Genomic DNA, 24,869 nt, shown 5'->3' on the forward strand with positions numbered 1-24,869 from the left:
TGGCTCACACACGTTTACGGATGACGTGGAAATCAAACTTATCTGCTCGGAAATAGTTCGCTGAAAAAAGAACGGAACGGTCGAGCTCATCATAATGCGTTTGACGCAACGCGAGCAAAGGTTGGTCCGTATGTAATTGTTCAGCGATTTTCGGATCAATACGTGGCTCGATGTGCGTCACGGCATGCGTGACACGTCGTCCAAGTTCTTTTTCTAAAGCATCAAATAATGATGTCGAAGAGGTGAACTGCTCTTCATTTTTAATATAATGGCTTGGAATCTTATCGATACAATAGACGACAGGAACATCCCCTGCGAGTCGGATTCGTTCGATTCGATAAACCAATTCATCCGGACCAAGTTGAAAACGCTCTCGGTCGCGCTCAGTCGGTTGGACCATCTCGGATGATAACACTTCTGATGTCGGAACCATACCTGCGCGCGCAATCATTTCTGTTACGCTGTACAATTCTTCGATTCCAGAAGTAAACGGTGGTCTTGCATTGATAAACGTACCGACACCGTGTTTACGGATGACGATGTTCTCATCTTCAAGAATTCGTAATGCCTCTCGAAGAGTAGCTCGACTGACGCCAAGTTGCTTTGAAAGTTCAAACTCTGAAGGGAGCTTCTCGCCTTCCTTGTAAACGCCGTCATCGATGTCAGACTTGATCTTTTCAATCACACGTAAATAAAGCAAACGATGATCTAATTTAATCGACATGACGCATCTCCATCCTCTATCTAGTTGTAACCAGTGCTCAGACTTCTGACGTATGAGAACTCCAGCCAAGATAAGTATATGACGCCCAACACAATCCTGCAATCATTTTGTAACAGGTTAGAAGTCTGACTTCTGGCGCTTTTGTAACCCTTTTCATAACGCAATCAATAATGGAAGAAAATAGGGCATTCTACCTAAGAATGCCCCTTCTTTTTTCAACGCTTATTGCTCAGGTACTTCGATTTTTCCAGAAACGACATCTGATTTTGCTTTCTCAAGCGCAGTCAACGTCTTCTTCGAAATCTTTTCAGATGGTACGATATCAACTCCATCTTCTTTCAGACCATAACGAATCGTTTTGCCGCCCTCGAGTTTACCATCCTTCGCTGCGTTTGCTGTATCTTCGACTGCACGGTCGACACGTTTGATGACAGAAGTTAATGTAACGTCTTCCGGCATACCCTCTTCTTTTTGGTCTCGGTCGACACCGATGACTGAGACGTTTTCACCGTTTTTCTTGCGGTTTTTCGCCTCTGTGAAGACACCGTTTCCTGTACCACCTGCTGCTGGGAAGATGATATCTGCGCCTTTACCATACATTCCAGCTGCGATCGCTTGACCTTTTTCTGGAGCTGCGAAGTCTTCCGCATATTGGACATCGATTTTAATCTTCGGATTGACGGACTTAGCACCTGCTTCGAAACCGGCACGGAAACGCTCGATGACGTCCATCTTCATCCCACCAACGAAACCGATATGATCTTTTTTCGTCTCCATTGCAGCAACGATCCCTGCAAGATATGCTCCTTCATTTTCCTTGAATGTGATCGACGTGACGTTCTTTCCTTCAACGACGTTATCGATGATTGCGAATTGTGTGTCTTTGAATTGATCAGCAACTGTTTTGATATCCTCATTGAACGTGTTCCCGATTCCGAAAACTAAATCTTCTCCCCCACGAGCAAGACGCGATAGATTCGGTTGATAATCTTGTTGCGATTTAGATTGTAGATAAGAGAACCCTTCATTCTTTTGAAGTTTGTTGTCTTTACCGTATGCTTGCAGACCTTCCCAAGCGGATTGGTTGAACGATTTATCATCGATACCACCCTTATCGGCTACCATCGCAACAGAGAATTGATCTTTTTGATCGGCTTTCTCACCTGAACCACCACAAGCAGCAAGACCAACCGTCGCTACTGACATCATCGATACGATTACCTGTTTCTTCTTCATTTCATCCATCTCCTCTGCAATTATGAGAGCGCTTTCATTATCTATTTGTGAAAAAGCTGCTCCCAGCCCTCGTGTTGAAGGTCGGTCACTCATATGACTGAGTATGCCAAAAACACTACTGAAAATCAACAGACGTCTGACAACTATTTTCATGAAAGCGATTTTATTTTTGATGCATTCATTAATTTTTCCAGTCATTTCTATTTATACAAAATCATCATGTCTTTTTTTCATGTATCTCTTCTTTTTTCGAGACATCTGTTCTTATCTATACATTTTCCTAGAAAAGAAAAGGAAGCCTTGGAATATTCCACGACTTCCTTTCTACTCGATTAACGTCCCATGACGCGGCGTGGTTTAGATCCTTCAGATGGACCAATCAGACCGTTTTCTTCTAACGCATCAATAAGACGGGCAGCTCGGTTGTAACCGATGCGGTACTTTCGTTGAATCATCGACGTTGATGCCGTCTCTTGTGTCAGAATGAACTGGACGACCTCATCGTAAAGTGGATCGTCGACCTCTGTTTCGCCCTCTGGTACATCTTTTGGAATCATCGCTTCAACATACTGTGCCTTTTGCTGACTGATGACATGATTGACGACCTTCTCGACTTCTTCGTCCGATAAAAAGGCTCCTTGTACGCGGACCGGTTTGTTCATGCCGTTACCAAGTAACAACATATCTCCTCGTCCGAGCAATTTATCAGCGCCTCCCGTATCAAGAATCGTCCGCGAGTCAGTCGCACTCGATACACTGAATGCGATCCGCGACGGGATATTCGCCTTGATGACACCGGTGATGATGTCAACACTCGGACGCTGCGTCGCAATGACCATATGAATTCCTGCTGCTCGCGCCATTTGTGCAAGTCGCATGATCGCATCTTCGACTTCGTTTGACGCGACCATCATCAAGTCAGCTAACTCATCGACGATGACAACGATGTACGGTAATCGTTGATGCACTTTCTCCTCTGCGTTCATCTTATCAATCAGTGCATTGTAGCCTTCGATGTTGCGCGCTCCGTTTTGACTGAAGATCTCATAACGGCGTTCCATTTCCGAGACGACCTGTTTTAATGCCTGTGCCGCTTTTTTAGGATCGGTGACGACGGGCGCTAAGAGGTGCGGAATGCCGTTGTAGACATTCAATTCGACCATTTTCGGGTCAATCATCATCAAGCGGACTTCATCCGGTCGTGCCCGCATCAATATCGAGACAATCATCCCATTGATACAGACCGATTTACCGGAACCCGTCGAACCGGCAACTAAGACGTGTGGCATCTTATTCAACTTCGCTGTCACCGTCTCACCAGAAATGCTTCGTCCGAGTGCAACGAGCAAACGATCGCTGTCGGATTGGACGCTCTCCGCTCCTAGTACTTCTCGAAGTGATACCATGGCGACTTCACGGTTCGGCACCTCGATTCCAACAGCCGCTTTACCCGGAATCGGTGCTTCGATCCGGATATCTTTTGCGGCTAACGCTAGCGCTAAGTCATCGGCGAGTCCCGTGATTCGACTAAGCTTGATTCCTTGTTTTGGTTCAATCTCGTACTTCGTGACACTTGGTCCGAGATGAATCTTTAAGACTTTTGCTCCGATCCCGAACGACTTTAAGGTTGCAATCAATTTCGTGGCATTGTCCTTCAGTCGTTTGTTCTCGCCGGACAAATCTTTTGATGTCGGTTCTGCTAACAAATCAAGCGACGGCAATTGATAACCGTCTGGTGTCTCTGTCATCGTCAACGGCCCTTGTGTCTCCGCTGCTTGGGGTTCAACGTGATCCGTGAAACCGATGATCGGAACGTCTTGAATGTTGACGGACGGATCTTCTGCTTCTTGTTCCGTTTCGATTGGTTCCTCGACAGTTGCTGGTCGCAACGTCTTCGGTTTTTTCTCACGAACCGGTTTCGATTTCAACTCTTTTTCGACACGAGGACGTGGTGTTCGTTCACGATTGCGAAACTCTTCTGCACGTTCCCGGAGCCCAAGCCACAGCTCACCATAAAACGATGGGCGTAGGATATGAACGGCCGTTCCGATGAAGAACAGACCAATCAAGAAGGCACCCGCGCTCGAAATATAATAAGCTGCGTTTTGATAGAGCCATCCATTGAGAATGCCACGCGGTGCTCCGAGCAATAGATCAATCCAGACGACTGAACCCATCAGTAACATCGACCATGCCCATTTCTGAGCACGCGACGCATTCGAGAGGAGTAAAAGTAGCACAGCACCGATTCCACCATATAATAAGGAACCGAACTGACCAATTAACCGCTCTCCTCCATCGGCTAGCGTCAGTCCGACTTTCCCGAACTCCCCGAAAGCGAGAACGAAAGCTAGTAATGAGACGATTGCGATGATGGTCGCATATGTACGATACGCAATCGGCTGACGTTGTTTCTTCGCTGCCGGTCGTTTCCGTGGCGGCGTTTTTTTTCGTACAGGTTTTCGTTTCGTCGTCGCCATACGTCATCCCTCCTGATAAAAAAACGGCTCAGTGGACCAGGTATTGGTCAATCTGAGCCGCTCGTTTGTTAAATCTCCATGATGATCGGAAGAATCATCGGGCGGCGTTTCGTCTGTTCATAGAGATAAGCACTCAGTTTATCTCGAATCAACGACTTCATCTCCGTCCAATCCAATTCTCCGTTTAATTTACCTTGTAGTTGTTTCGCAACGATTCGGTTCGCTTCGTTGATCATATCCTCTGATTCACGCATGTAGACGAATCCGCGAGAGATGATTTCCGGTCCCGAGACGATCGTTTTGTTTTTCCGGCTGATCGTAATGACACAAAGGACGACACCGTCTTGCGATAACAAGCGACGATCACGAAGAACGATGTTTCCGACATCACCCACACCGATTCCGTCAATCAAGACGTTTCCAGCGTTCACTTTGCGTGACATCCGTGCTTTGCGCTTCTCGAACTCAACGACATCCCCATTCTCGATGATGAAGATGTTGTTCGCATTGACGCCAACCGTCTGTGCGAGACGACTGTGTGCCTTTTGCATCCGGAATTCTCCGTGAATCGGTAGGAAGAATTTCGGTTTGATCAAGTTGAGCATCAGCTTCAGATCTTCCGCATGACCGTGACCGGACACGTGTACTTTCCGTTGGTTGTAAATGACATTCGCACCAGCACGGAATAAGAGATCGATCGTTTTCGAAACCGACTTTTCGTTACCTGGAATCGGCGAAGCCGCAACGACGACCGTATCGTTCAAGCGAATATTGACTTGCTTATGTGCGTTACGCGCCATTCGTGTCAAGGCTGCCATCGGCTCACCTTGCGATCCTGTCGTCAAGATGACGACTTGGTTATCGTCGAGGCGGTTGATGTCAGATAGATCAATCAATGTTTTCTGTTTGAAGCGTAAGTAATTCAGACGCTGTGCCACTTCGACGTTATTGACCATGCTACGACCAACGACCGCTACTTTTCGATTGTTCGCTTCTGCTGCCGCAAACACTTGTTGTAGACGATGAATGTTCGAAGCGAATGAAGCGACGATGACACGACCTGGTGCCTCATAGATGACGTCGTTCAGTTCAGAACCGACGATCGATTCTGATCCAGACATCCCTGGTCGCTCTGCATTCGTTGAGTCAGACAGTAAGCAAAGCACTCCCCGTTGACCAATTGCTGCAATCTTCCCGAAATCCGCCTGTTTTCCATCAACTGGTGTGTAATCGAATTTGAAATCCCCTGTATGGACGATCGCACCTTGAGATGTTTGAATACATACCCCGACTGCATCCGGAATCGAGTGGTTGACCCGGAAGAACGTAATAAAATGACCTGCAACGGTTAATTTCGTCTTGGCATCAATTGGACGAAGATCTGCCTTTTTCAATAAACCGGCTTCTTTTAATTTGTGTTCAATCAAACCGAGCGTCAAACGTGTTCCGTAAACCGGTACTTTTAAGTCACGCAAGACGTAACTGAGTGCCCCGATATGATCCTCGTGACCATGGGTAATGAAAATCCCCTGAATCCGCTCTTTGTTTTCTTTTAAATAACTGATGTCTGGAATGACTTTATCGATTCCAAGCATCTCGTCTCCTGGGAACATTAATCCGGCATCGATGACGAAGATGTCCTCGTCGAGTTCGACGACGTACATGTTCTTCCCGATCTCACCGGCGCCACCAAGAGCAAAGACGCTTACTTTTTCCGTCTTCTTCTTTGACACAACATGACCTCCTATAATTCATATTCACTTTTCGTGAGCCGTCCACTTATCACTATCACTATTCTAGCCGAATTTTCACAATCTGCCAACAATCGGACTAGGAAATCTAAAAAAAACGTCATTCCTGCCACATTACTCCAGGAATGACGTTGATCACGTATTCAACAAATCTTCGACCTCTTCCGTTCGTTTCGCTTTTTCCGAACGGCTTGGACGTTCACCAGCCTTCAGTTCGTCGAGCGAATATCCGAACGTCATCTCAAAATGAGGATAGTCGACGAATCGTTTCCAATCGCCTCCCCATTCGAAACCGAGCGCTTTTCCGATATCCGCGACTTCGCGCCAATCACTTTTCCCTGACTGATTCCCGTCATACTCAAGATCATATGAAATCTGGCCATTCACGAGCTGAACGAAATCGACAGCGAGTCCATAATTATGCATCGATTCACCACCACGTGCATTCGTGACGACTTCACCTGCCTTAGAACGTCCTTGTTCATAAAGCGCATTCTGTTGCTGAATCGAGCGGTATCCTTGCGTAATCTTGATATCGATATTGTAGCAAGAATGCGCCACACGGATCAGATCCTTTGCCCCCGCTTCGACAGCTGGGTGGAGACGCTTCAGGTTCGTCTCGCTTGCATTGATTAAGCGATCTTCTCCCGCTACGTCTCGTGGACAACTATCAATCCCGAGCTCCGGTTGATCCATTAAAATCGTCGGCATCCGATTCATGGATGCCGCAAGAAACAATCCAATCGCAAACATCGTCAATAAAAATACGATCCAACCGAAGATTGTTCCCCGTTTCATCAGCGGCGAAGCTTCTTCCGAAGTTTTTGTAGAATCGGTAACCCAGTCTCAAGCAACAGATAGAGCGGACGATTGAGTACATAATCGAACTCACCGATTTTTTCAATCATCCGGCTGCCCCAACCAGATTTAAAGGCGTAGAGTCCCGCGTAATGATCATCCGGGTCTGTCGAACCACTAACTCCACCGAAGTCATAGGAGAGCGCACCATGTTCTTTCGCATATTGCATCATCGTCCATTGCATCAAGTGGTTCGGCATGAACTCCCGGTACTCGTTCGATGAAGCGCCGTATAAGTAATACGAGCGACGACCAGCAAGCGTCAAAAGACCACCAGACAGGATGATACCGTTTGGATGTTTAGCAGCAATCGTCATCAGTTCTGTCTTCGACTTCTCTGCTTTTTCGATTTGTGCTGTCGTCTGCTCCAAGCGATTGTTTAAGCTTTTTAGCTTCTTCTCGGCCGTCTCTTTCTCGAGCTGACGATGAATTTTCGAGAGTTCCTTGTCAGCTTGAAGTAATAAGGCTTCTGTATTCTCAAGCGCACGAACGACATCGAGTTTCGTCAAAAACAAGACTGCATCACCTTTTGGGTGAAGATGATCGTACAGATTTTCGAAATAATCCAGACCGCGGATTGAAAAACCATCCCTTTCGCCCGTCTCGACCATCAGCTTTGCGAATGTCTTTAGCCCTTCACGATCCGCTTGTTCGCATACGATCCCTTTGCGTTCAGCAAGGCGGACGTTGTAGCGGAACTTCGAATGGAAACCGTCGAAGATCTCTTTTTCTGTCCCTACAAGACTCGTCTCCATCGTAAAGCGTGGTTGCGCATAGTCAAAACCGCCACCGAAGCCGTTATGTTTGAATCCGAGTCCTTGCATCTCCTGCAACAGACCAGGATATTCTTCCCGCTCGACGTTTGGATCAAATTTAATCGCAATTGCCTTCTGTTGTTTTGCGACACGAATCGCTTCGTCACGAAGGGCGCGAAGTGCGTCCGTATCTGTATAATCGACGACGAAACCGCGCGGTGCATAACAAAGCGTGAACGGTAGCTTCGGTACTTTCTTGAACAAAAGAAGACCAACTCCGGCAATCTCACCGGAAGCCGTTCCGACCGCGATACGTTCATGTGTCCATCCTGTCGCGCTTTTGACTTCTCCCCATGCCGGAAGCTGGAGTAAATCACCTTTGGGATGTGTTTTTACGAATGTTTCAAATTGATCTATGGTTACAACGATTGGTTGATAAGTCACTTCTGTTCCTCCATTTGCCGTATCATCTCTTTGACGATGATTTCCTCATCGAGCGGGAATTTCTCATCCCCAATGATTTGATATTTTTCATGGCCCTTACCGGCTAAGATGACGATATTATCTGGTCGTGCGAGTCGTGCTGCGTAACGCACAGCCTCTTCTCGATCACCGATTTCAACGAACTGATCGTGGGTCATCCCTTTGGCGATACCGGATGTAATCGAATCATATGCTTCATATCGTGGATCATCCGTTGTGATGACAACGGTTCCTGCGTACGTCGAAGCGAGTTCGCCCATTTTTGGTCGTTTCGTCACATCGCGATTTCCACCTGTCCCGATCAGGAAGACGATCTTTTCCTTCGGTACGTCAACGAGTGCTTTCAGACACTGTTCGATGCCATCAGGCGTGTGCGCATAGTCGACATACACGTTATATCCTTCAATCGGCAAGCGTTGCATCCGACCTTTTGCCGGACGGATTGCTGAAATCGCGCCTGCGATCGTCGCTAGATCATATCCGCAAGACAAGAGGATCCCTGTCGCAAGCAACAGATTATAGACGTTGAAGCGACCGATGAAATTCGCCGTGACATCGACTTGTTCTTCCTTGTACAGCATCGTGAACGTCGTTTGTTGAAGCGACTGTTCAATCGCTGTTGCTCGGAGGTCAGCTGCGTTGTCGATGCCGTATGTCATGACACGAGCACCTGTCATCATCTCATACAGCTCACTCGTCGGATCATCCGCATTCAAGACCGCAACTTTCTCTGTCGACAGCCGTTGACCGAGTTGTGCGAACAACAATCCTTTGGCACGCGCATAGTTTTCAAATGTTTTGTGGAAATCAAGGTGATCATGCGTCAGATTTGTGAATCCCGCAACGTCGTAATCGACACCCGTTACCCGACCAAGCTCTAATCCATGTGAAGAAACTTCCATGATGACATCTTGGACATCTTCTTCATGCATCTGATGCAGAAATGCTTGTAACTCGGAGCTTTGTGGTGTCGTATTGCGACTTGGCACGACGCGGTCACCAATCTTGACTTCAACCGTACCGATGATACCCGTCTTCCGACCAAGATGCGCTAATATATCACGGACGATCGTCGTCGTCGTCGTTTTCCCATTCGTTCCCGTAATACCAATCATCCGCATCTTTTCAGAAGGATAATCATAGAATTTGCCAGCCAACTCGGCAATGGCACGTGATGTACTACGAACAAGAATGACAGGAATCGACACGTCGACCGGTTGTTCCGCGACGATTGCGACCGCTCCTTGTGCTTCCGCCTGTTTAGCATAGTCGTGTCCATCAACAGTATATCCTTTGATGGCGACGAACAATGTTCCCGGTTTAACATCCCGTGAATCGGTCGTAATGGACGTAACGTCCACTTCTACCATTCGTTCGATTTTTTGCGTCTGTATGACTTGAATCAATTCAGCTAAATTCAACGGTATTCCTTCTTTCTCGACATCGTCATTTCATATGTTTCATCTATTCCGTTCTGCTATCATGCTTCCTCTTCTTCGTCTGCCGGAAGAATATAGGCCTTTGCCGGTTCCTCCGAAAAGATGTGCTCAATCAGCCCTTCGATATCCGATGGACGAATCCGTTCGACATCCGCTAACACTTCTTCAAGTGATGGATGGCGATGTAGATGCAACTCATTTCGGGCATTTCGATTCATGTGACTCGATGTGCCTTCGTTGCCTAGAATCAGAGAACCTTTCAGCTGTTCAATCCCATCTTCGAGTTCCTTCGTCGATAATCCATCCCGCTTCAAGCGATCAATTTCAGCAGCGAGGACCTGTTTGACCTCTTCGACCGATTCCGGAGACGTGCCGACATAGATCGTGAACGTTCCATGATCGTCAAACGTCGTGTAATAGGAAAAGACTGAATAGGCAAGACCGCGTTCCTCTCGGATTGATTGGAACAAGCGACTCGACATCGTCGCACCGAATGCATTATTGAGTAAGGCGAGGGCAGGCAAACGTGGGTCAGCAGAAGGAATCGCACGGAAATTATAACAAATATGAGCCTGTTCCGTATCCTTTTCCTTGCGAATCACACCATTTTGTAACCTTGGCTCTATCGTCTCGCGTGTCTTCGATCGTGATTCGAGGATCGACATCCTCTCTTGAATCTGCGCAATCAACGCGTCTGAGACGTTTCCGGCAACAGAAATGACGATTTGATCCGGAGCATACGCTTCTTCGAGATACCGCCCGATCATCGCTCGATCAATCCGAAGCACACTCTCTTCCGTTCCAAGAATCGGACGAGCCATGACATCCTCTCCGTAAGCCGCAACAGCTAATAACTCATGGACGAGATCATCTGGTGTGTCATCGTACATTTTAATCTCTTCAATGACGACCTTTTTCTCTTTTTCCAGTTCATCCGCGTCAAACGTCGATTCGAGGAACATATCCGCCAACACGTGAAAGGCTTCTCCTGCATGTTCATCTAATGTCTTGACGTAATAACACGTTTGATCCTTACTCGTGAACGCATTAATATTTCCACCAAGTCGATCAAAATAAACCGCAATCTCTTTTGCCGTATGGCGTTTTGTTCCTTTAAACATCATATGCTCGATGAGATGACTGATCCCATGCTCCTCGATCTGTTCCGTCCGGCTTCCTGCTTGAATGAAGATTCCGGTCGCGACGCTGCGTGCTTCCGGCATTCGTTCAACGATCAGTCGAACTCCGTTGTCTAATTGTATCCGTTCGATCATAGTAATTCCTCCAAATATAGGAAACAAGGTGGCTCTCGTTGCATTCTCTGCACCGTCGAGCCACCTTGGATTCATTAGTTACGACGTGGTGGACGTTGTCCGTCACGTGGTGGGCGTGAACCCTGATCCCGGCGTGGCGGGCGGTTCTCACGCTCTGTCTTTTTCTTTTCTTCATACGCTGCACGATCTTCTTCGCTTAAGCCTTCGACGAGCAGGACTTTGTGCGAGGCGTTGACGCGTCCCTTGTCATCGATTTCTGTGACACGGACTTTTAGCTTATCTCCAAGTTTGACGACATCTTCCGTTTGACCGACACGGTTAAGTGCGAGTTCCGAAATGTGGACGAGTGCGTCTTTTCCTTTGAACAATTCGACGAATGCACCGAATTTCTCAACACGACGAACTGTTCCATCGAACTCTTCTCCGACGACGACTTCACGGACGATATCTTCGACCAATTGACGGGCACGATCGATGCCAGCTTGATCCGTCGATGCGATGAAGACTGTTCCGTCTTGATCGATGTCGATCTTGACGCCTGTCTCATCGATGATACCGTTGATGACTTTACCACCAGGTCCGATGACATCACGGATTTTATCTGGATTGATTTTGAGTGTGACGATTTTTGGTGCGTATTGTGACAATTCGACACGTGGTTCAGCGATGACCGTTTGCATATGCTCAAGAATGTGCAAACGACCAAGACGTGCTTGTTCGAGTGCTTCTTCGAGGATTTGACGCGTGATCCCGCCAATTTTCATATCCATTTGCAGAGCTGTGACACCTTCGTGAGTTCCAGCGACTTTGAAGTCCATATCTCCGAGATGATCTTCCATCCCTTGGATATCTGTCAAGATCGAGTAATTGTCGCCTTCCATGATCAAGCCCATCGCAATACCAGCGACAGGTGCTTTGAGTGGAACACCAGCATCCATCATGGCAAGGATCGAACCACAGATTGAAGCCTGTGATGAAGAACCGTTCGACTCAAGGACTTCCGACACGAGACGAATCGTGTACGGGAAATCGACTTCATTCGGAAGAACTGGTAAGAGTGCGCGTTCTCCAAGTGCCCCGTGACCGATTTCACGACGACCTGGTGCACGCATCGGACGTGCTTCTCCGACTGAGAATGGCGGGAAGTTATAGTGGTGCATGAAACGTTTCTCTTCCTTCAGACCAAGACCATCGATGATTTGAGCGTCACCCGCAACACCGAGTGTCGCAACAGACAAGACTTGCGTCTGACCGCGAGTGAACAAACCTGAACCGTGTGCACGTGGTAAGAGACCGACTTCTGAATCGAGTGGACGGATTTCAGCAAGACCACGACCATCTGGACGGACTTTGTCTTCCGTGATGAGACGACGGACTTCGTCTTTGACGAACTTGTTGAGAACGCCTGATACTTCTGCCAGTTGCTCTGCTGTGACTGACTCGTCAGCTGCATACAACTCGATGTATTTTGCGATGACTTCGTTGATGGCAACGTCACGTGCTTGTTTTTCTTCGACTTGAACTGCTTGTGTGACTTCTGCCAATGCTTCTGCTTTCAGGCGATTGACGATTGTCTCATCGAAGCTTGATACCGTGTAGTCGAACTTCTCTTTACCGACTTGTGCAACGATTTCTTCTTGGAACGCGATCATTTCCTTGATGACATCGTGTCCGAGCAAGATCGCTTCAAGCATTGCTTGCTCCGATACTTCCTTCGCACCTGCTTCAACCATGTTGACGGCATGTTTTGTCCCGGCAACTTGAAGGTCGATGTCGCTGACTTCCATTTGCGCTGAAGTCGGGTTCACGACGAACTCTCCGTCGACGCGACCGATCGTCACGCCTGCGATTGGACCGTCGAATGGAATATCCGAGATCGAAAGCGCAATCGAAGCTCCGATCATCGCAGCGACTTCTGGTGAATTGTCAGCATCTGACGAAAGAACCGTCGTCGCGACTTGAACGTCGTGACGGAAACCGTCCGGGAATAGTGGACGGATCGGACGGTCGATCAGACGCGAAGTCAAGATCGCGCTCTCTCCAGGGCGTCCTTCACGTTTGAGGAATCCACCTGGGATTTTCCCTGCCGCATATAATTTTTCTTCATAGTTCACTGTTAATGGGAAGAAATCTAAGTCCTTCGGTTGTTTTGATGCAACGACCGTAGCAAGAACGGCTGTATCGCCGTAACGAATCAATGCTGCTCCGTTCGCTTGTTTTGCTAATTGACCGATTTCAATCGTTAATGGACGTCCACCGAGTTCGGTCGAAAACGTCTGTTTTGTTTGTGACATGCACAAATCTCCTCTCACTGCTATCCGTTTTTTCATTCAAATCTAATTATGTAGGTTCTTGCGCAAAAAGTCCATGAATCGGCAAAAAAAAGAAACAGGAGACGATGCTCCTGCTTCCCTACCTCGTTCTCGTCGGGATTAGCGACGGAGACCAAGACGCTCGATCAACGAACGGTAACGTGCAACATCCTTGTTACGAAGGTATGTGAGCAAGTTACGGCGACGACCGACCATTTTCAAGAGACCACGACGTGAGTGGTGATCCTTTTTGTGTGTACGTAAGTGATCGTTCAAAGTTGTAATCTGTTCAGTTAAAACAGCAACTTGTACTTCCGGCGAACCAGTATCGCCTTGTTTCGTAGCATATGCTTCGATGATTTCGTTTTTACGTTCTTTTGTGAGTGCCATTGTCACTCCACCTCCATCTTATGAATGACCGTATTCCCGAGCATCGGATGGTGAGACCAGATGCCAAGCGAATCGGCTGTACGTGATCGTACTGACCTATCATAACGAACCCTGTCCGTACTGTCAAACGCTTAATCGTGCATTTGCCTCTTCACGGTCCCGCGCCAATTGTTCTTTCAATTGATCGATACCATTGAAGGCTTTTTCATCGCGTAAGTAAGCGATCCATTCAAGCGTCAATTCTTGACCGTAAAGATCCTCATCAAAGTCAAGAAGATGCGTCTCGATACTGACCTCTCCTGTCTCATAGAACGTCGGGCGTCTGCCGACGTTCGTCATCGCTTTGAAACGACGACCGTCCGCTAAGCGAACGAATGTCGCATACACACCAAGTTTCGGAATGACGTAAGAAAATTCCGGACGCATGTTGGCTGTCGGGAAGCCAATTTGTCGACCGCGTGCGTCACCGTGAATGATCGTGCCTTTGATTTGGTAAGGTTCTCCAAGCAAACGTGCAGCCGGTTCGACTTCTCCTGCAGCAAGTAAACGACGAATCCGGGTTGAGCTGATTTTTTCTGCTTCTTCTTGGAACTCTGCTACAACGGTGTGCGTGAACGTGCTCCGACTATGAAAATCAAGCGTCGTCATTTTTCCGGCTCCGAAGCGACCGTAGGAATAATCAAATCCAGCGACGACGTGCTCTGCTCCAGACGCAATCAGATATTCATCGACGAAAGCTTGTGGTGACAATTCCGAGAAAGGAATCGTGAACTCAATGACGTAAACACGAGCGACACCAAGACGTTCGATTTTCTCTAATTTTCGTTCAAGCGGCGTGATGTAGCGGACCGGTTCATCCCCTTTACCAAGTACTTGTTTCGGATGTGGATCAAAGGTCATGACAGCCAAAGGAAGGCGACGAGCCTCCGCTTCTTTCCGTGCTGCTGCGATGACTTGCTGATGTCCGAGATGTACACCGTCAAAAAAGCCGAGCGCGATGACAGCAGGGTCTTTTTGAGGCTGTTCCGGATATGTCAAATGTATGATGTCCATGATGCTCTCTCCGATCTTAATCGATTTGTAGCATGACCTCGACGCGTGCTACCTGTTCTTCTGGAAGACGTCGATATAACGCTAAAGGTACGTCTTCTTCATTATAGACAGTAAACAGCTCGAATTCGACTGGAATGCTCGTCAGCTTGGCTCCATTTAAGACACGCTGCGCTGTTGCTGCGTCAACCGTCAATCGTGGCCATTTTTGGATGACGTGTTCGATCGGAAGGACGTGTTGCATCCGTTCTTCGACTGTCTCATACGATTCGAGTGTCTCGAGTGTGACGATGTCCGTCTCAGCAATCGCACCAGAACCTGTCCGGCGTAAGTCGCTCATGTGTGCGGCATAACCGAGTCGTTCTCCGATTTCGACTGCTAGTGTCCGGATATAGGTCCCTTTTCCACATGCGATATCGAGGCGGAAGCGACAAAGACCATCTTCGAACACGAGGTCTGATGTCCGTTCCAATCGATCGATACGGACGATCCGTGTCGGTCGCTCGACTTCAATCCCTTTTCGTGCATATTCGTATAGTTTCTTCCCGTTCACTTTGACTGCTGAATAATACGGTGGCGTCTGTTCGATCTCTCCTGTCAAGGCGCTCAGAATATCAGCGATTGCCGTTTCAGTAATACTTTCGGGTTCGACCGGTGTTTCACGAACGATCTCTCCGTGTGCATCTTCTGTAGTCGTTGCAAAACCGATCGTCACTTCCGCCGCGTAACGTTTTCCTTCATCCGTGATGAAACGGGCAAGTTTCGTCGCTCGACCGAGACAAATCGGTAAGACACCTGTTACTTCCGGGTCAAGCGTCCCTGTATGTCCGACTTTTTTCGTCTGAAACAAGCGACGTAGACGAAAGACACAATCATGACTCGTCATGCCGGCTGGTTTATCTAGTGGTAATACTCCGATGGGTTCCACGTGATGTCCTCCTTGAAAAAAGGCAACCACACGCGTGGTTGCCTTAGGTGTTAATCTTTGTTCAAATTCCGAAGCAACTCATCAATGCGTGATCCGTATTCGACAGAAGAATCGACCTCGAACAATAGTTCAGGTGTTTTCCGCAGACGAATCCGCGATCCGATTTCCTTACGCATGAAGCCTTTTGATTTTTCAAGACCGATGCGCGCATCCTCACGTGCTTTTTCGTCACCGAGGACTGAATAGAAGATCGTCGCTTGTTGCAAGTCTCCTGTCACTTCGACACCTGTGACGGTAATCGGCTTGACGCGTGGATCCTTGACATCCTTGATGAGCAGTTGCGTAATTTCCTTACGCACCTGTTCGGCGACACGATTCGAGCGTAAACTCATGTTTGTTCCCTCCAGTTCGGAAGAATGGATTCCGTTCTGTTACTTCCGTTTGACTTCTTCCATGATGAACGCTTCGATGACATCATCGACTTTTACGTCATCATAACGTTCGATCTTAATACCACACTCGTAACCAGCAGCGACTTCTTTGACATCATCTTTGAAGCGGCGAAGTGTATCGAGTTTTCCTTCGTAGATGACAATGCTGTCACGAACGACACGGACACCTGCATCACGCGTTAACTTACCTTCCGTGACATATCCACCCGCGATCGTACCGACTTTCGATACTTTGATGACATCGCGGACTTCAGCTTGACCGATGATTTTCTCGACGAATTCAGGATCAAGGAGACCTTTCATCGCTTGCTCGATTTCTTCAATCGCGTTATAGATGATCCGGTGAAGACGAATTTCAACCTTCTCCTGATCCGCCATTGATTTCGCGTTACCATCCGGACGAACGTTGAATCCGATGATGATCGCATTTGCTGCCGAGGCGAGGATGACGTCACCTTCCGTGATCGCACCAACACCTGAGTGTACGATGTTAATTTTAACACCTTCGACATCAATTTTCTTCAATGAACCGGCTAAGGCTTCAACTGAACCTTGGACATCACCTTTGATGATGATGTTGAGGTCCTTGACTTCTCCTTCTTTGATGCGGTCGAAGAGATCTTCTAAGCTAACTTTCGCTGAATCGCGACGTTGTGCTTCGATTTCACGTTGGTAACGTGCTTCACCGATTTGGCGTGCTTTTTTCTCATCTTCGAATGCGAAGAATTGATCGCCCGCTTTCGGGACATCGTTTAGACCTGTGATTTCGATTGGCGTCGATGGTCCGACTTCTTTGACACGACGACCGATATCGTTGACCATTGCCCGGATACGACCGAACGTGTGACCGACAACGATCGGGTCACCAACGCGAAGTGTTCCGTGTTGAACGAGAAGTGTAGCGACTGGACCGCGTCCTTTATCGAGTTTCGCCTCGATGACTGTTCCGCGACCGTTCATGTCTGGTGTTGATTTGTATTCTTGAACTTCTGAGACGAGAAGGATCATCTCGAGCAATTCGTCGATGCCGTCTCCTTTAAGAGCTGAAACCGGTACGAAGATCGTATCGCCGCCCCAGTCCTCTGCAACGAGTTCGAACTCTGTCAATTCTTGTTTGACACGGTCAGGGTTCGCACCCTCTTTATCCATCTTGTTGACAGCGACGATGATTGGAACGCCAGCTGCTTTCGCGTGGCTGATCGCTTCTTCCGTCTGCGGCATGACACCGTCATCGGCTGCAACGACGATGATCGCGATATCCGTAACATCTGCTCCACGTGCACGCATCGTCGTGAACGCCGCGTGACCTGGTGTATCAAGGAACGTGATCTTCTTGCCGTCGATCTCAACTTGGTAAGCACCGATGTGCTGCGTGATCCCGCCGGCTTCGCCTGCAGTGACCTTCGTGTTACGGATCGAATCGAGCAATGTCGTTTTACCGTGGTCGACGTGTCCCATGATCGTAACGACCGGTGGACGCTCAGACAATTCGTACTGGTCAAGGTTCAATTCGTATTGATCAAAGTCCGTCTCATCGACTTGGACAGTCTTTTCGACTTCAAAACCAAACTCTGTCGCGAGCAGTTCGACTGTCTCGTCATCAAGATCTTGGTTGATCGTCGCCATGACACCGAGACCCATCAATTTCATGATCAGTTCATTCGGTTTTTTCGCCATTTTTTCAGCGAGTTCACCGACTGTCAAGTTGTCAGAGTATTGAACGACGTTTGCCATCGCCTCTTCTTGCGCTCGGCGAGCTGCTTTCCGTTGACTCGACTTCGAGTTCGGATCCGCTACTTCAAGTTTGCGTGGTTCTGCTTTCTTTTGGTTCGGACGACGTTTGCCGCCACGGTTGTTACGGTTGCCGAATTCTGGGCGTCCGCCTTTGCTGTTACGTGATTGGTTACCTGCTGGTTTGTTTGTACTTCCTGGTCGGTTCGGTTTATTATCTGATTTCACTTGTTTTGGAGCCTCCGTCTTTTGAGCCCGATATTTTTCGGGATTAAATACTTGATCGAGTTGCTGTACTGTCTGTTCATCTAATACTGCCATATGATTCTTGACTGGTTTCTCCAGCTTTTCGAGCTGGGTGATGACCTGCTTACTTGTTACGTTTTGTTCCTTGGCGAATTCGTATACACGTTTACCCAAAGGATCCACCTCCAATTAGTCGTTCGAGAGGAGTTCAGTTAGCTTTTTCGCAAATCCGGCTTCATTGACTGACACGACAACACGCGCATCCTTTCCTAATGCTTGACCGAGAATCGTCCGGTCGGCGACTTCTAGGTAAGGAACCTGATAACTCGTACATTTATCTGTGACTTTCTTACGCGTGGCAGCCCCCGCATCTGCTGCTAAAAGAACAAGCTTCGCTTGTCCTCCTCGTACTTCTTTCAGTACGAGTTCTTCTCCCGTCGTCACTTTTCTAGCTCGATTCGCGAGACCGAGAAGGGATTCCCATTTACTCATTTGTACCTCCCGCGATTTCAAGCAATTCATCGTATAAGGCATCTGTCGTCTTGACCTTCAAATGATGATCAAGCGTCCGTTTTTTCTTCGCCGTCGCAATGACTGCCGCATCTTTCGATAAATAGGCACCTCGCCCATTCATCTTACCATTTAAATCGATGACGACCTCTTGTTCAGGTGTCCGGACGACACGAATTAATTCTTTTTTCGGTTTCATTTCTTGTGTGATGACACACTTACGTAATGGTACCTTTTTTTGCACGAATTATTCCTCGCCTTCGACTTGGACCGCTTCTACTACCGGCTCTTCCGTCGCGAAGACATCTTCGAGATCCATCGCTTCCGCTTCAGACTCGCTCTTGATGTCGATTTTCCATCCTGTCAATTTCGCTGCGAGACGCGCGTTTTGACCACGTTTCCCGATTGCAAGCGACAATTGGAAATCCGGAACGACGACGATTGTCGCTTTCGCTGGTTCGTTGACATAGACCGCAACGACTTGAGCTGGGCTAAGCGCGTTCGCGACATATTCTTTCGGATCATCCGAGTAACGGACGATATCGATTTTTTCCCCGTTTAAATCATTGACGATGCGTTGAACACGCGCCCCTTTTTGTCCGACACATGCACCGACTGGATCGATGTCATCCGCCGCGACTGCGATTTTCGAACGGTCGCCCGCTTCACGCGCCACAGACTTGACTTCGACTTCGCCACTTGAAATCTCTGGTACTTCGATTTCAAAGAGACGTTTTAAGAGACCTGGATGTGTCCGTGATACAAGAATCGATGCCCCTGATCCTTTGACCATTGGATCAACTTTCGTGACGTACACCTTGATGCGATCACGAATCCCGAAACGCTCGTTCGGCATTTGCTCGTGTGTCGTCAAGACAGCTTCGATACCTTCTAGGTTGACGTACAAGTTGCGTGCATCTTGACGCTCGACGATACCTGTCATGATCTCGTCTTCACGATCCGCGAAATGATTGTAGATGCGTTCGCGTTCTGCTTCACGCATTTTTTGTGTGACGATCTGTTTCGCCGTTTGTGCTGCAACACGACCGAAGTCGCCTGGCGTCACTTCGACTTTATGGAAATCGCCGAGTTCATATGTCGGATCGATCTCGTGCGCTTCTTCAAGCGAAAGTTGCTCTTCTGGTTGTGTCAATCGTTCGACGACTTCCTTAAGCGCGAAGACACGGATGTCTCCTGTCTGCTGGTCGAATTCGACCTTTACAGCCTCCGATTCTTTTCCGAAGTTGCGTCGGTACGCTGAAATCAATGCCTGTTCGAGCGCATCGATGATGATGTTCTTGTCAATTTCCTTCTCTTTCGCGATTTGATTGATCGCCTCGAGTAACTGTGGTCCCATCGTTCTCTTCCTTTCCGTCAGAACATTACCGCAAGTCGCGCAAGTGAAATCTTGTCGACCGGTATCTCAATTTTCAATTTTCTTGTTTTGACACGCACTTCGATTTCAAGCATCTCAGGTGTGTACGCGAGCAACGTTCCTTCGAATTCAACCGCATTCTTTACTGGATCGTGCGTTTTGATGTACACATGTTTCCCAATCGCCTTTTCGAAGTCCTCGTCTTTCTTCAGTGGACGTTCCGCTCCTGGACTAGCGACGTCGAGGTAATACGGCTCGTCGATCGGATCATTGTCATTCAATGCTTCCGATAACTGTTCATTGATTTTGACGCAGTCTTCAAGATCTACGCCACCCTCTTTGTCGATGGAGACACGTAGGAACCAATCCGCCCCTTCTTTGACGAATTCAACGTCGACTAGCTCCATCCCCTCTCGTTCGACGATTGGTTTTGCGAGCGCTTCGACCTTTTCCGTTACGTTCGTCATCTTCATCCTCCTTCAAAAAACAAACAAGAAAGGAGCAGGTCCCCCTACTCCTTCCAAGTCGTAGTATAAAAAACATTTCCTCACTCAATATAGCATAGGAAAGCGCTCAAAGCAAGTGTTCCTAAGGGCTTACAAGTCGAACAAGGAGAGCTGATTCTCGTCTGGTAACCCTTCGAGACAGCCTAGGTTATCGAGCGTCTCGATGATCGATTTCGACAATTTAGCGCGTTTTTGGAGGTCTTCCTTCGAGAGGAATTCGCCGCCTTTACGTGCTTCGACGATTTGCTTCGCAGCATTCGTCCCGAGACCTGTCACGGCATTAAACGGTGGTAACAACGTATCCCCGTCAATGAGGAATTCCGTTGCACTCGAGCGATAGAGATCGACCTTTTGGAACGTAAAGCCGCGTTCGATCATCTCAAGCGCGATTTCAAGAACCGTGTACAATCCCTTATCCTTCGCCGTCGCTTCGAAACCTTTGTCCTTGATGTCTTGCAAGACTTTCCGAACGGCAGCAGATCCCTTATTCATCGCGCCGATATCAAAGTCACCCGCACGTACCGTAAAGTACGAAGCGTAGTAATACATCGGATGATGGACTTTATAATAGGCAATCCGGACAGCCATCAAGACGTAGGCAGCAGCATGGGCTTTCGGGAACATGTACTTGATTTTCTTACAAGAATCGATATACCAGAGTGGCACATCGTTCTCGATCATCGCCTCTTCCATGTCAATCGAGAGTCCTTTCCCTTTACGGACCGACTCCATGATTTTAAAGGCAAGTGACGGTTCAAGACCGGCGTAGATCAAGTAGACCATGATGTCATCTCGACAACCGATGACATCTTTTAGTTCACACGTTCCGTTGTAGATCAATTCGCTGGCGTTTCCAAGCCAGACATCCGTTCCGTGCGAGAGTCCTGAAATCTGAACGAGCTCTGAGAACGTCGTCGGTTTCGTCTCCTCTAACATTTGGCGAACGAACTTTGTCCCGAACTCCGGAATGCCGAGCGTCCCTGTTTTTGAATCAATCTGTTCCGGCGTTACACCGATCGATTCCGTCGAACTGAAGATTTTCATGACTTCCGGGTCATCGACCGGAATCGTCTTCGGATCTCGTCCTGACAGATCTTGTAGCATCCGGATCATTGTCGGGTCATCGTGACCGAGGATATCGAGTTTGAGTAAGTTATCGTGAATCGAGTGAAAGTCAAAGTGTGTCGTCTTCCATTCAGAACCCATATCGTCTGCCGGATACTGAATCGGACTAATATCGTAAATATCCATATAGTCCGGTACGACGATGATCCCACCCGGGTGTTGTCCGGTCGTCCGTTTGACACCGGTGACACCACTGACGAGACGATCGACTTCCGCATTCCGATACGTCAACTCATTCTCCGACTGATACCCTTTGACGTAGCCATACGCTGTCTTCTCAGCGATCGTTCCGATCGTTCCGGCACGATAGACGTAATCGTCACCGAACAGGACTTTCGTATAGGCGTGTGCTTGTGGCTGGTATTCTCCACTGAAGTTCAAATCGATATCCGGTACTTTATCCCCTTTAAATCCGAGGAACGTCTCGAAAGGAATATCATGACCATCCTTGAACAATGGGACATCACATTTCGAACAGGACTTATCCGGTAAATCGAATCCCGAACCAACGGAACCGTCATCGAAGAACTCCGATTCCTTACAATTCGGACAGACGTAATGCGGGGGCAATGGATTGACTTCCGTGATCTCGGTCATCGTCGCAACGAGACTTGATCCGACCGATCCCCGTGAACCGACCAAATAGCCGTCGTCGAGTGATTTTTTAACGAGTTTATGGGAAATCAGATAGATAACGGCGAATCCATGACCGATGATCGACTTCAACTCTTTTTCGAGGCGGGCTTCGACGATCTCTGGTAACGTGTCGCCGTAAATCCGGTGCGCCATATCGTACGACAAGTTTCGGACTTCTTCATCTGCCCCTTCGATCTTCGGTGTATAGAGATCCTTTGGAATGATGTCGATGTTCTCGAATTGCTCCGCGACAGCTTGACTGTTCGTGATGACGAGACGTTCCGACACATCCGGTCCGAGGAACTTGAAGTCGTCCATCATTTCCTTCGTCGTCCGGAAGTGTGCCGGTGGCAATTGTTTTCGCATATTCAGCATGTTTGCTCCACCTTGCGTCCGAATCAAAATCTCCCGGTACGTCGCGTCATGTTGATCGAGGTAATGCACGTTTCCTGTCGCGACTGGTAAAATATCATGTTCTTCCGCAACGCGGATGATCTTTTTGATCAGTTCGCGCAGTTCGAGTTCATTCTGAACGATTTCCCGTTCGATCAAATGACCATACATCGCGGGTGGCTGAATCTCGATGAAATCATAGAACTGCATCACTTTTGCTAAATCTTCGTCCGACTTGTTCAAGGCGGCATCAAACACTTCGCCATTATCGCAAGCTGATCCGATGATCAATCCATCTCGGTGCGCGACGAGTTGCGAGCGTGGTGTACGGACGACACGGTGCACGTGTTTCGTATGAGCAATCGAAATCAATTGGTACAAATTCTTCAAGCCCGTCCGATTCTTCGCATAGACCGTCGCGTGGTATGGTCGTGCCCGCGAGATATCTTTCCCCATCTCACGGTTGAGTGAAGCGTGTGTCTTCATGTCGAACATCTCATCCGCCATTTGCAGCAACTTGACCATCAAGTAGCCTGTCGCTTCCGCGTCATAAATGGCACGGTGATGCTGCGTCAATTCGATGTCAAATCGTTTCGCGAGTGTGTTCAATCGGTGGTTTTTTAGCGTCGGCATCAAGACACGGGCTAGCTCAAGCGTATCAATGACTGGCAAGACCGATTCATCGTGTCCACCGGATCGTAGTGTTGCATTCAAGAATCCGATATCGAATGAGGCATTATGGGCAACGAGAATCGAATCGCCGACCCAGTCCATGAATTCCTTGACGACTTGTTCCGGGTCTGGTTTTCCCCGGACCATATCATCGGTGATTCCTGTCAAATCAATCGTCGTCGCCGACAATAGATGCTTCGGATCCGCGAACGCTTCGAACTTATCGATGATATCACCGTCGTGGATCTTGACGGCTGCAAGTTCGATGATCTTGTTGTACATCGCCGATAAACCCGTCGTCTCGACGTCAAAGACAACGAATGTCGCGTCATCTAAGTTACGGTCCACGGGATGATAGGCGACTTGCACCCCGTCATCGACGACATTCGCTTCGATTCCATACAATACCTTGATATCGTTTTTCTTTCCGGCATAGTAGGCATCCGGGAAACTTTGGGCACCCGCGTGATCCGTGATCGCAACAGCAGGATGACCCCATTTCGCCGCGCGTTCGACGTATTTCGTCACGTTCATGACCGCGTCCATCTGGCTCATTTGCGAGTGCGCGTGTAACTCGACACGCTTCTCGCCTGCCCAAGGGTCAGCAGGGGCTTCCATCTTCACTTCTGACAGTTGGGCAATCATCATACAAAGATCGCGCAGGAATGTATCGAACTCAACGCGGCCTGCCGCCTGGATCCACATCCCTTTTTTGATCGCAGAGAGAATCTTGACGTCTGTTTCGTCACGCGCAAACATCTTGACGACAAGGGAGTCCGTATAATCCGTCATCTTAAACGTAAAGATTGTCTTTCCGCTTCGTAATTCACGACTTTCAGCTGAGAAAACGAGACCTCGGATCGCGATCCGTCGTTCCTCGTCTTGGATCGTCTTGATTGGGACAATCTCATCTTGAATTGGTTTCCCGATCCGGATCTCAACCGGTCCTTCATCGTCATCCCGCGATTGTTCCCGTTTGAATTGCAACTCGAGCATCCGCTTTGCTTCTTCCATGTCTTCCTGTTTCACCTGATTGCGCAACGCTTCTTGTTTCGATTCGTTAATTTGAACAATCGGTTCACAGTTGAATTTCGGGAATCCGTAAGCACTATAAAGTAACTGCAATTCCCCACATAAGCTACTTTTTAAGAATCCTGCTTCCGGTTCACTCCGGACTGGAATGAATAATTTCTGTTCTTTGAACTCCGGTAAGACCCGTCCAAGTTGTGTCCGCATCGCCGATGAAACGTCGGCGAGATCTTGCACGACATATGGCCAGTAATCATGATATAGGCGTTCGTCTGGTCGACCATCCGCGTATAGGATGACTTTGACTTCGGCGAATTGCTGATACCGACTTATCAAACGACTCGTAAAGAGTTGATAGACGTTTTGGGGCAAAACGTGTGGCAAGCGGATCTCAAATGTCCAGGTTGCTTTTGCTTTATTGACGCGAAGCTTCTCAAGAACTGCTTCGTTAAAGTATTCTTCAATGATACCGTTCGGTAATTCCAAGTCACTCAGCAACAGTGACATGCGTTGT

General features: G+C 48.2%; 19 protein-coding genes. All 19 read right to left on the reverse strand.

What is annotated here, in order from left to right; translation table 11 throughout:
* Positions 1-4: 4 nt before the first annotated feature.
* Positions 5-724 carry a GntR family transcriptional regulator gene (locus KNQ11_RS06660; protein WP_023468666.1) on the reverse strand — a complete coding sequence of 240 codons (720 nt, stop codon included), beginning with the start codon at positions 722-724 and terminating at the stop codon, positions 5-7.
* Positions 725-946: 222 nt separating this feature from the next.
* Positions 947-1,960, reverse strand: a complete 1,014-nt coding sequence (locus KNQ11_RS06665; protein WP_214723578.1) for a BMP family lipoprotein — start codon at positions 1,958-1,960, stop codon at positions 947-949.
* 332 nt (positions 1,961-2,292) lie between these two features.
* Positions 2,293-4,440: a DNA translocase FtsK gene (locus KNQ11_RS06670; RefSeq protein ID WP_214770669.1), complete on the reverse strand. Its 2,148-nt coding sequence runs from the start codon at positions 4,438-4,440 to the stop codon at positions 2,293-2,295.
* A gap of 68 nt (positions 4,441-4,508) precedes the next feature.
* On the reverse strand, positions 4,509-6,173 hold the full coding sequence (locus KNQ11_RS06675; protein WP_023468670.1) for a ribonuclease J: 1,665 nt from the start codon (positions 6,171-6,173) through the stop codon (positions 4,509-4,511).
* A gap of 153 nt (positions 6,174-6,326) precedes the next feature.
* Complete coding sequence (locus tag KNQ11_RS06680; protein WP_251133473.1) at positions 6,327-6,989, reverse strand: M15 family metallopeptidase; 663 nt, start codon at positions 6,987-6,989, stop codon at positions 6,327-6,329.
* Entirely contained in the window at positions 6,989-8,248 is a 1,260-nt protein-coding gene (locus KNQ11_RS06685) for a lipid II:glycine glycyltransferase FemX (RefSeq protein ID WP_214770670.1), read from the reverse strand. The genes KNQ11_RS06680 and KNQ11_RS06685 overlap by 1 nt, the downstream gene beginning before the upstream one ends.
* Entirely contained in the window at positions 8,245-9,693 is a 1,449-nt protein-coding gene (locus tag KNQ11_RS06690) for a UDP-N-acetylmuramoyl-L-alanyl-D-glutamate--2,6-diaminopimelate ligase (RefSeq protein ID WP_483299296.1), read from the reverse strand. Before KNQ11_RS06690 ends, KNQ11_RS06685 begins: the two co-directional genes overlap by 4 nt.
* 74 nt (positions 9,694-9,767) lie before the next feature.
* Positions 9,768-11,000, reverse strand: a complete 1,233-nt coding sequence (locus KNQ11_RS06695) for a M16 family metallopeptidase (protein ID WP_214770672.1) — start codon at positions 10,998-11,000, stop codon at positions 9,768-9,770.
* Between the two features lie 74 nt (positions 11,001-11,074).
* Entirely contained in the window at positions 11,075-13,294 is a 2,220-nt protein-coding gene (pnp, locus tag KNQ11_RS06700; RefSeq protein ID WP_023468675.1) for a polyribonucleotide nucleotidyltransferase, read from the reverse strand.
* A 138-nt stretch (positions 13,295-13,432) separates the two neighbouring features.
* The gene (gene rpsO, locus KNQ11_RS06705; RefSeq protein ID WP_023468676.1) at positions 13,433-13,702 is read right to left on the reverse strand and encodes a 30S ribosomal protein S15; all 270 of its coding nucleotides are present in this window, start codon (positions 13,700-13,702) and stop codon (positions 13,433-13,435) included.
* A gap of 123 nt (positions 13,703-13,825) precedes the next feature.
* A complete protein-coding gene (locus tag KNQ11_RS06710; RefSeq protein WP_214770674.1) occupies positions 13,826-14,755 on the reverse strand; it encodes a bifunctional riboflavin kinase/FAD synthetase in 930 nt (309 codons plus the stop codon).
* A 16-nt stretch (positions 14,756-14,771) separates the two neighbouring features.
* Entirely contained in the window at positions 14,772-15,680 is a 909-nt protein-coding gene (gene truB, locus KNQ11_RS06715; RefSeq protein WP_214770677.1) for a tRNA pseudouridine(55) synthase TruB, read from the reverse strand.
* A gap of 50 nt (positions 15,681-15,730) precedes the next feature.
* Positions 15,731-16,072, reverse strand: coding sequence for a 30S ribosome-binding factor RbfA (gene rbfA / locus KNQ11_RS06720; protein WP_023468679.1), 342 nt, complete (start codon positions 16,070-16,072; stop codon positions 15,731-15,733).
* A gap of 39 nt (positions 16,073-16,111) precedes the next feature.
* Positions 16,112-18,283 carry a translation initiation factor IF-2 gene (infB, locus tag KNQ11_RS06725; RefSeq protein WP_023468680.1) on the reverse strand — a complete coding sequence of 724 codons (2,172 nt, stop codon included), beginning with the start codon at positions 18,281-18,283 and terminating at the stop codon, positions 16,112-16,114.
* Positions 18,284-18,298: 15 nt separating this feature from the next.
* Positions 18,299-18,601 (reverse strand): YlxQ family RNA-binding protein, encoded by a 303-nt coding sequence (locus KNQ11_RS06735; RefSeq protein ID WP_023468681.1) that lies wholly within the window; start codon positions 18,599-18,601, stop codon positions 18,299-18,301.
* Positions 18,594-18,863: an RNase P modulator RnpM gene (gene rnpM, locus KNQ11_RS06740; protein ID WP_023468682.1), complete on the reverse strand. Its 270-nt coding sequence runs from the start codon at positions 18,861-18,863 to the stop codon at positions 18,594-18,596. Before rnpM ends, KNQ11_RS06735 begins: the two co-directional genes overlap by 8 nt.
* 3 nt (positions 18,864-18,866) lie before the next feature.
* Positions 18,867-19,976 (reverse strand): transcription termination factor NusA, encoded by a 1,110-nt coding sequence (gene nusA, locus KNQ11_RS06745; RefSeq protein WP_058713731.1) that lies wholly within the window; start codon positions 19,974-19,976, stop codon positions 18,867-18,869.
* Positions 19,977-19,993: 17 nt separating this feature from the next.
* Positions 19,994-20,461: a ribosome maturation factor RimP gene (gene rimP, locus KNQ11_RS06750; protein WP_023468684.1), complete on the reverse strand. Its 468-nt coding sequence runs from the start codon at positions 20,459-20,461 to the stop codon at positions 19,994-19,996.
* Positions 20,462-20,590: 129 nt separating this feature from the next.
* Positions 20,591-24,862, reverse strand: coding sequence for a PolC-type DNA polymerase III (locus tag KNQ11_RS06755; RefSeq protein ID WP_200934663.1), 4,272 nt, complete (start codon positions 24,860-24,862; stop codon positions 20,591-20,593).
* Positions 24,863-24,869 lie beyond the last annotated feature (7 nt).

The organism is Exiguobacterium sp. s39 (genome assembly GCF_018618925.1).
Classification (GTDB): domain Bacteria; phylum Bacillota; class Bacilli; order Exiguobacteriales; family Exiguobacteriaceae; genus Exiguobacterium_A; species Exiguobacterium_A abrahamii.

Excerpts from the sequence above, each read along its gene's own strand:
- pnp (WP_023468675.1), bottom strand. The coding sequence starts at position 13,294 with ATGTCACAAACAAAACAGACGTTTTCGACCGAACTCGGTGGACGTCCA.
- nusA (WP_058713731.1), bottom strand. The coding sequence starts at position 19,976 with ATGGGACCACAGTTACTCGAGGCGATCAATCAAATCGCGAAAGAGAAG.
- KNQ11_RS06670 (WP_214770669.1), bottom strand. The coding sequence starts at position 4,440 with ATGGCGACGACGAAACGAAAACCTGTACGAAAAAAAACGCCGCCACGG.
- KNQ11_RS06735 (WP_023468681.1), bottom strand. The coding sequence starts at position 18,601 with ATGAGTAAATGGGAATCCCTTCTCGGTCTCGCGAATCGAGCTAGAAAA.
- KNQ11_RS06710 (WP_214770674.1), bottom strand. The coding sequence starts at position 14,755 with ATGGACATCATACATTTGACATATCCGGAACAGCCTCAAAAAGACCCT.
- rbfA (WP_023468679.1), bottom strand. The coding sequence starts at position 16,072 with ATGAGTTTACGCTCGAATCGTGTCGCCGAACAGGTGCGTAAGGAAATT.
- KNQ11_RS06665 (WP_214723578.1), bottom strand. The coding sequence starts at position 1,960 with ATGAAGAAGAAACAGGTAATCGTATCGATGATGTCAGTAGCGACGGTT.
- KNQ11_RS06695 (WP_214770672.1), bottom strand. The coding sequence starts at position 11,000 with ATGATCGAACGGATACAATTAGACAACGGAGTTCGACTGATCGTTGAA.
- rimP (WP_023468684.1), bottom strand. The coding sequence starts at position 20,461 with ATGACGAACGTAACGGAAAAGGTCGAAGCGCTCGCAAAACCAATCGTC.
- KNQ11_RS06660 (WP_023468666.1), bottom strand. The coding sequence starts at position 724 with ATGTCGATTAAATTAGATCATCGTTTGCTTTATTTACGTGTGATTGAA.
- KNQ11_RS06755 (WP_200934663.1), bottom strand. The coding sequence starts at position 24,862 with ATGTCACTGTTGCTGAGTGACTTGGAATTACCGAACGGTATCATTGAA.
- KNQ11_RS06680 (WP_251133473.1), bottom strand. The coding sequence starts at position 6,989 with ATGAAACGGGGAACAATCTTCGGTTGGATCGTATTTTTATTGACGATG.
- rpsO (WP_023468676.1), bottom strand. The coding sequence starts at position 13,702 with ATGGCACTCACAAAAGAACGTAAAAACGAAATCATCGAAGCATATGCT.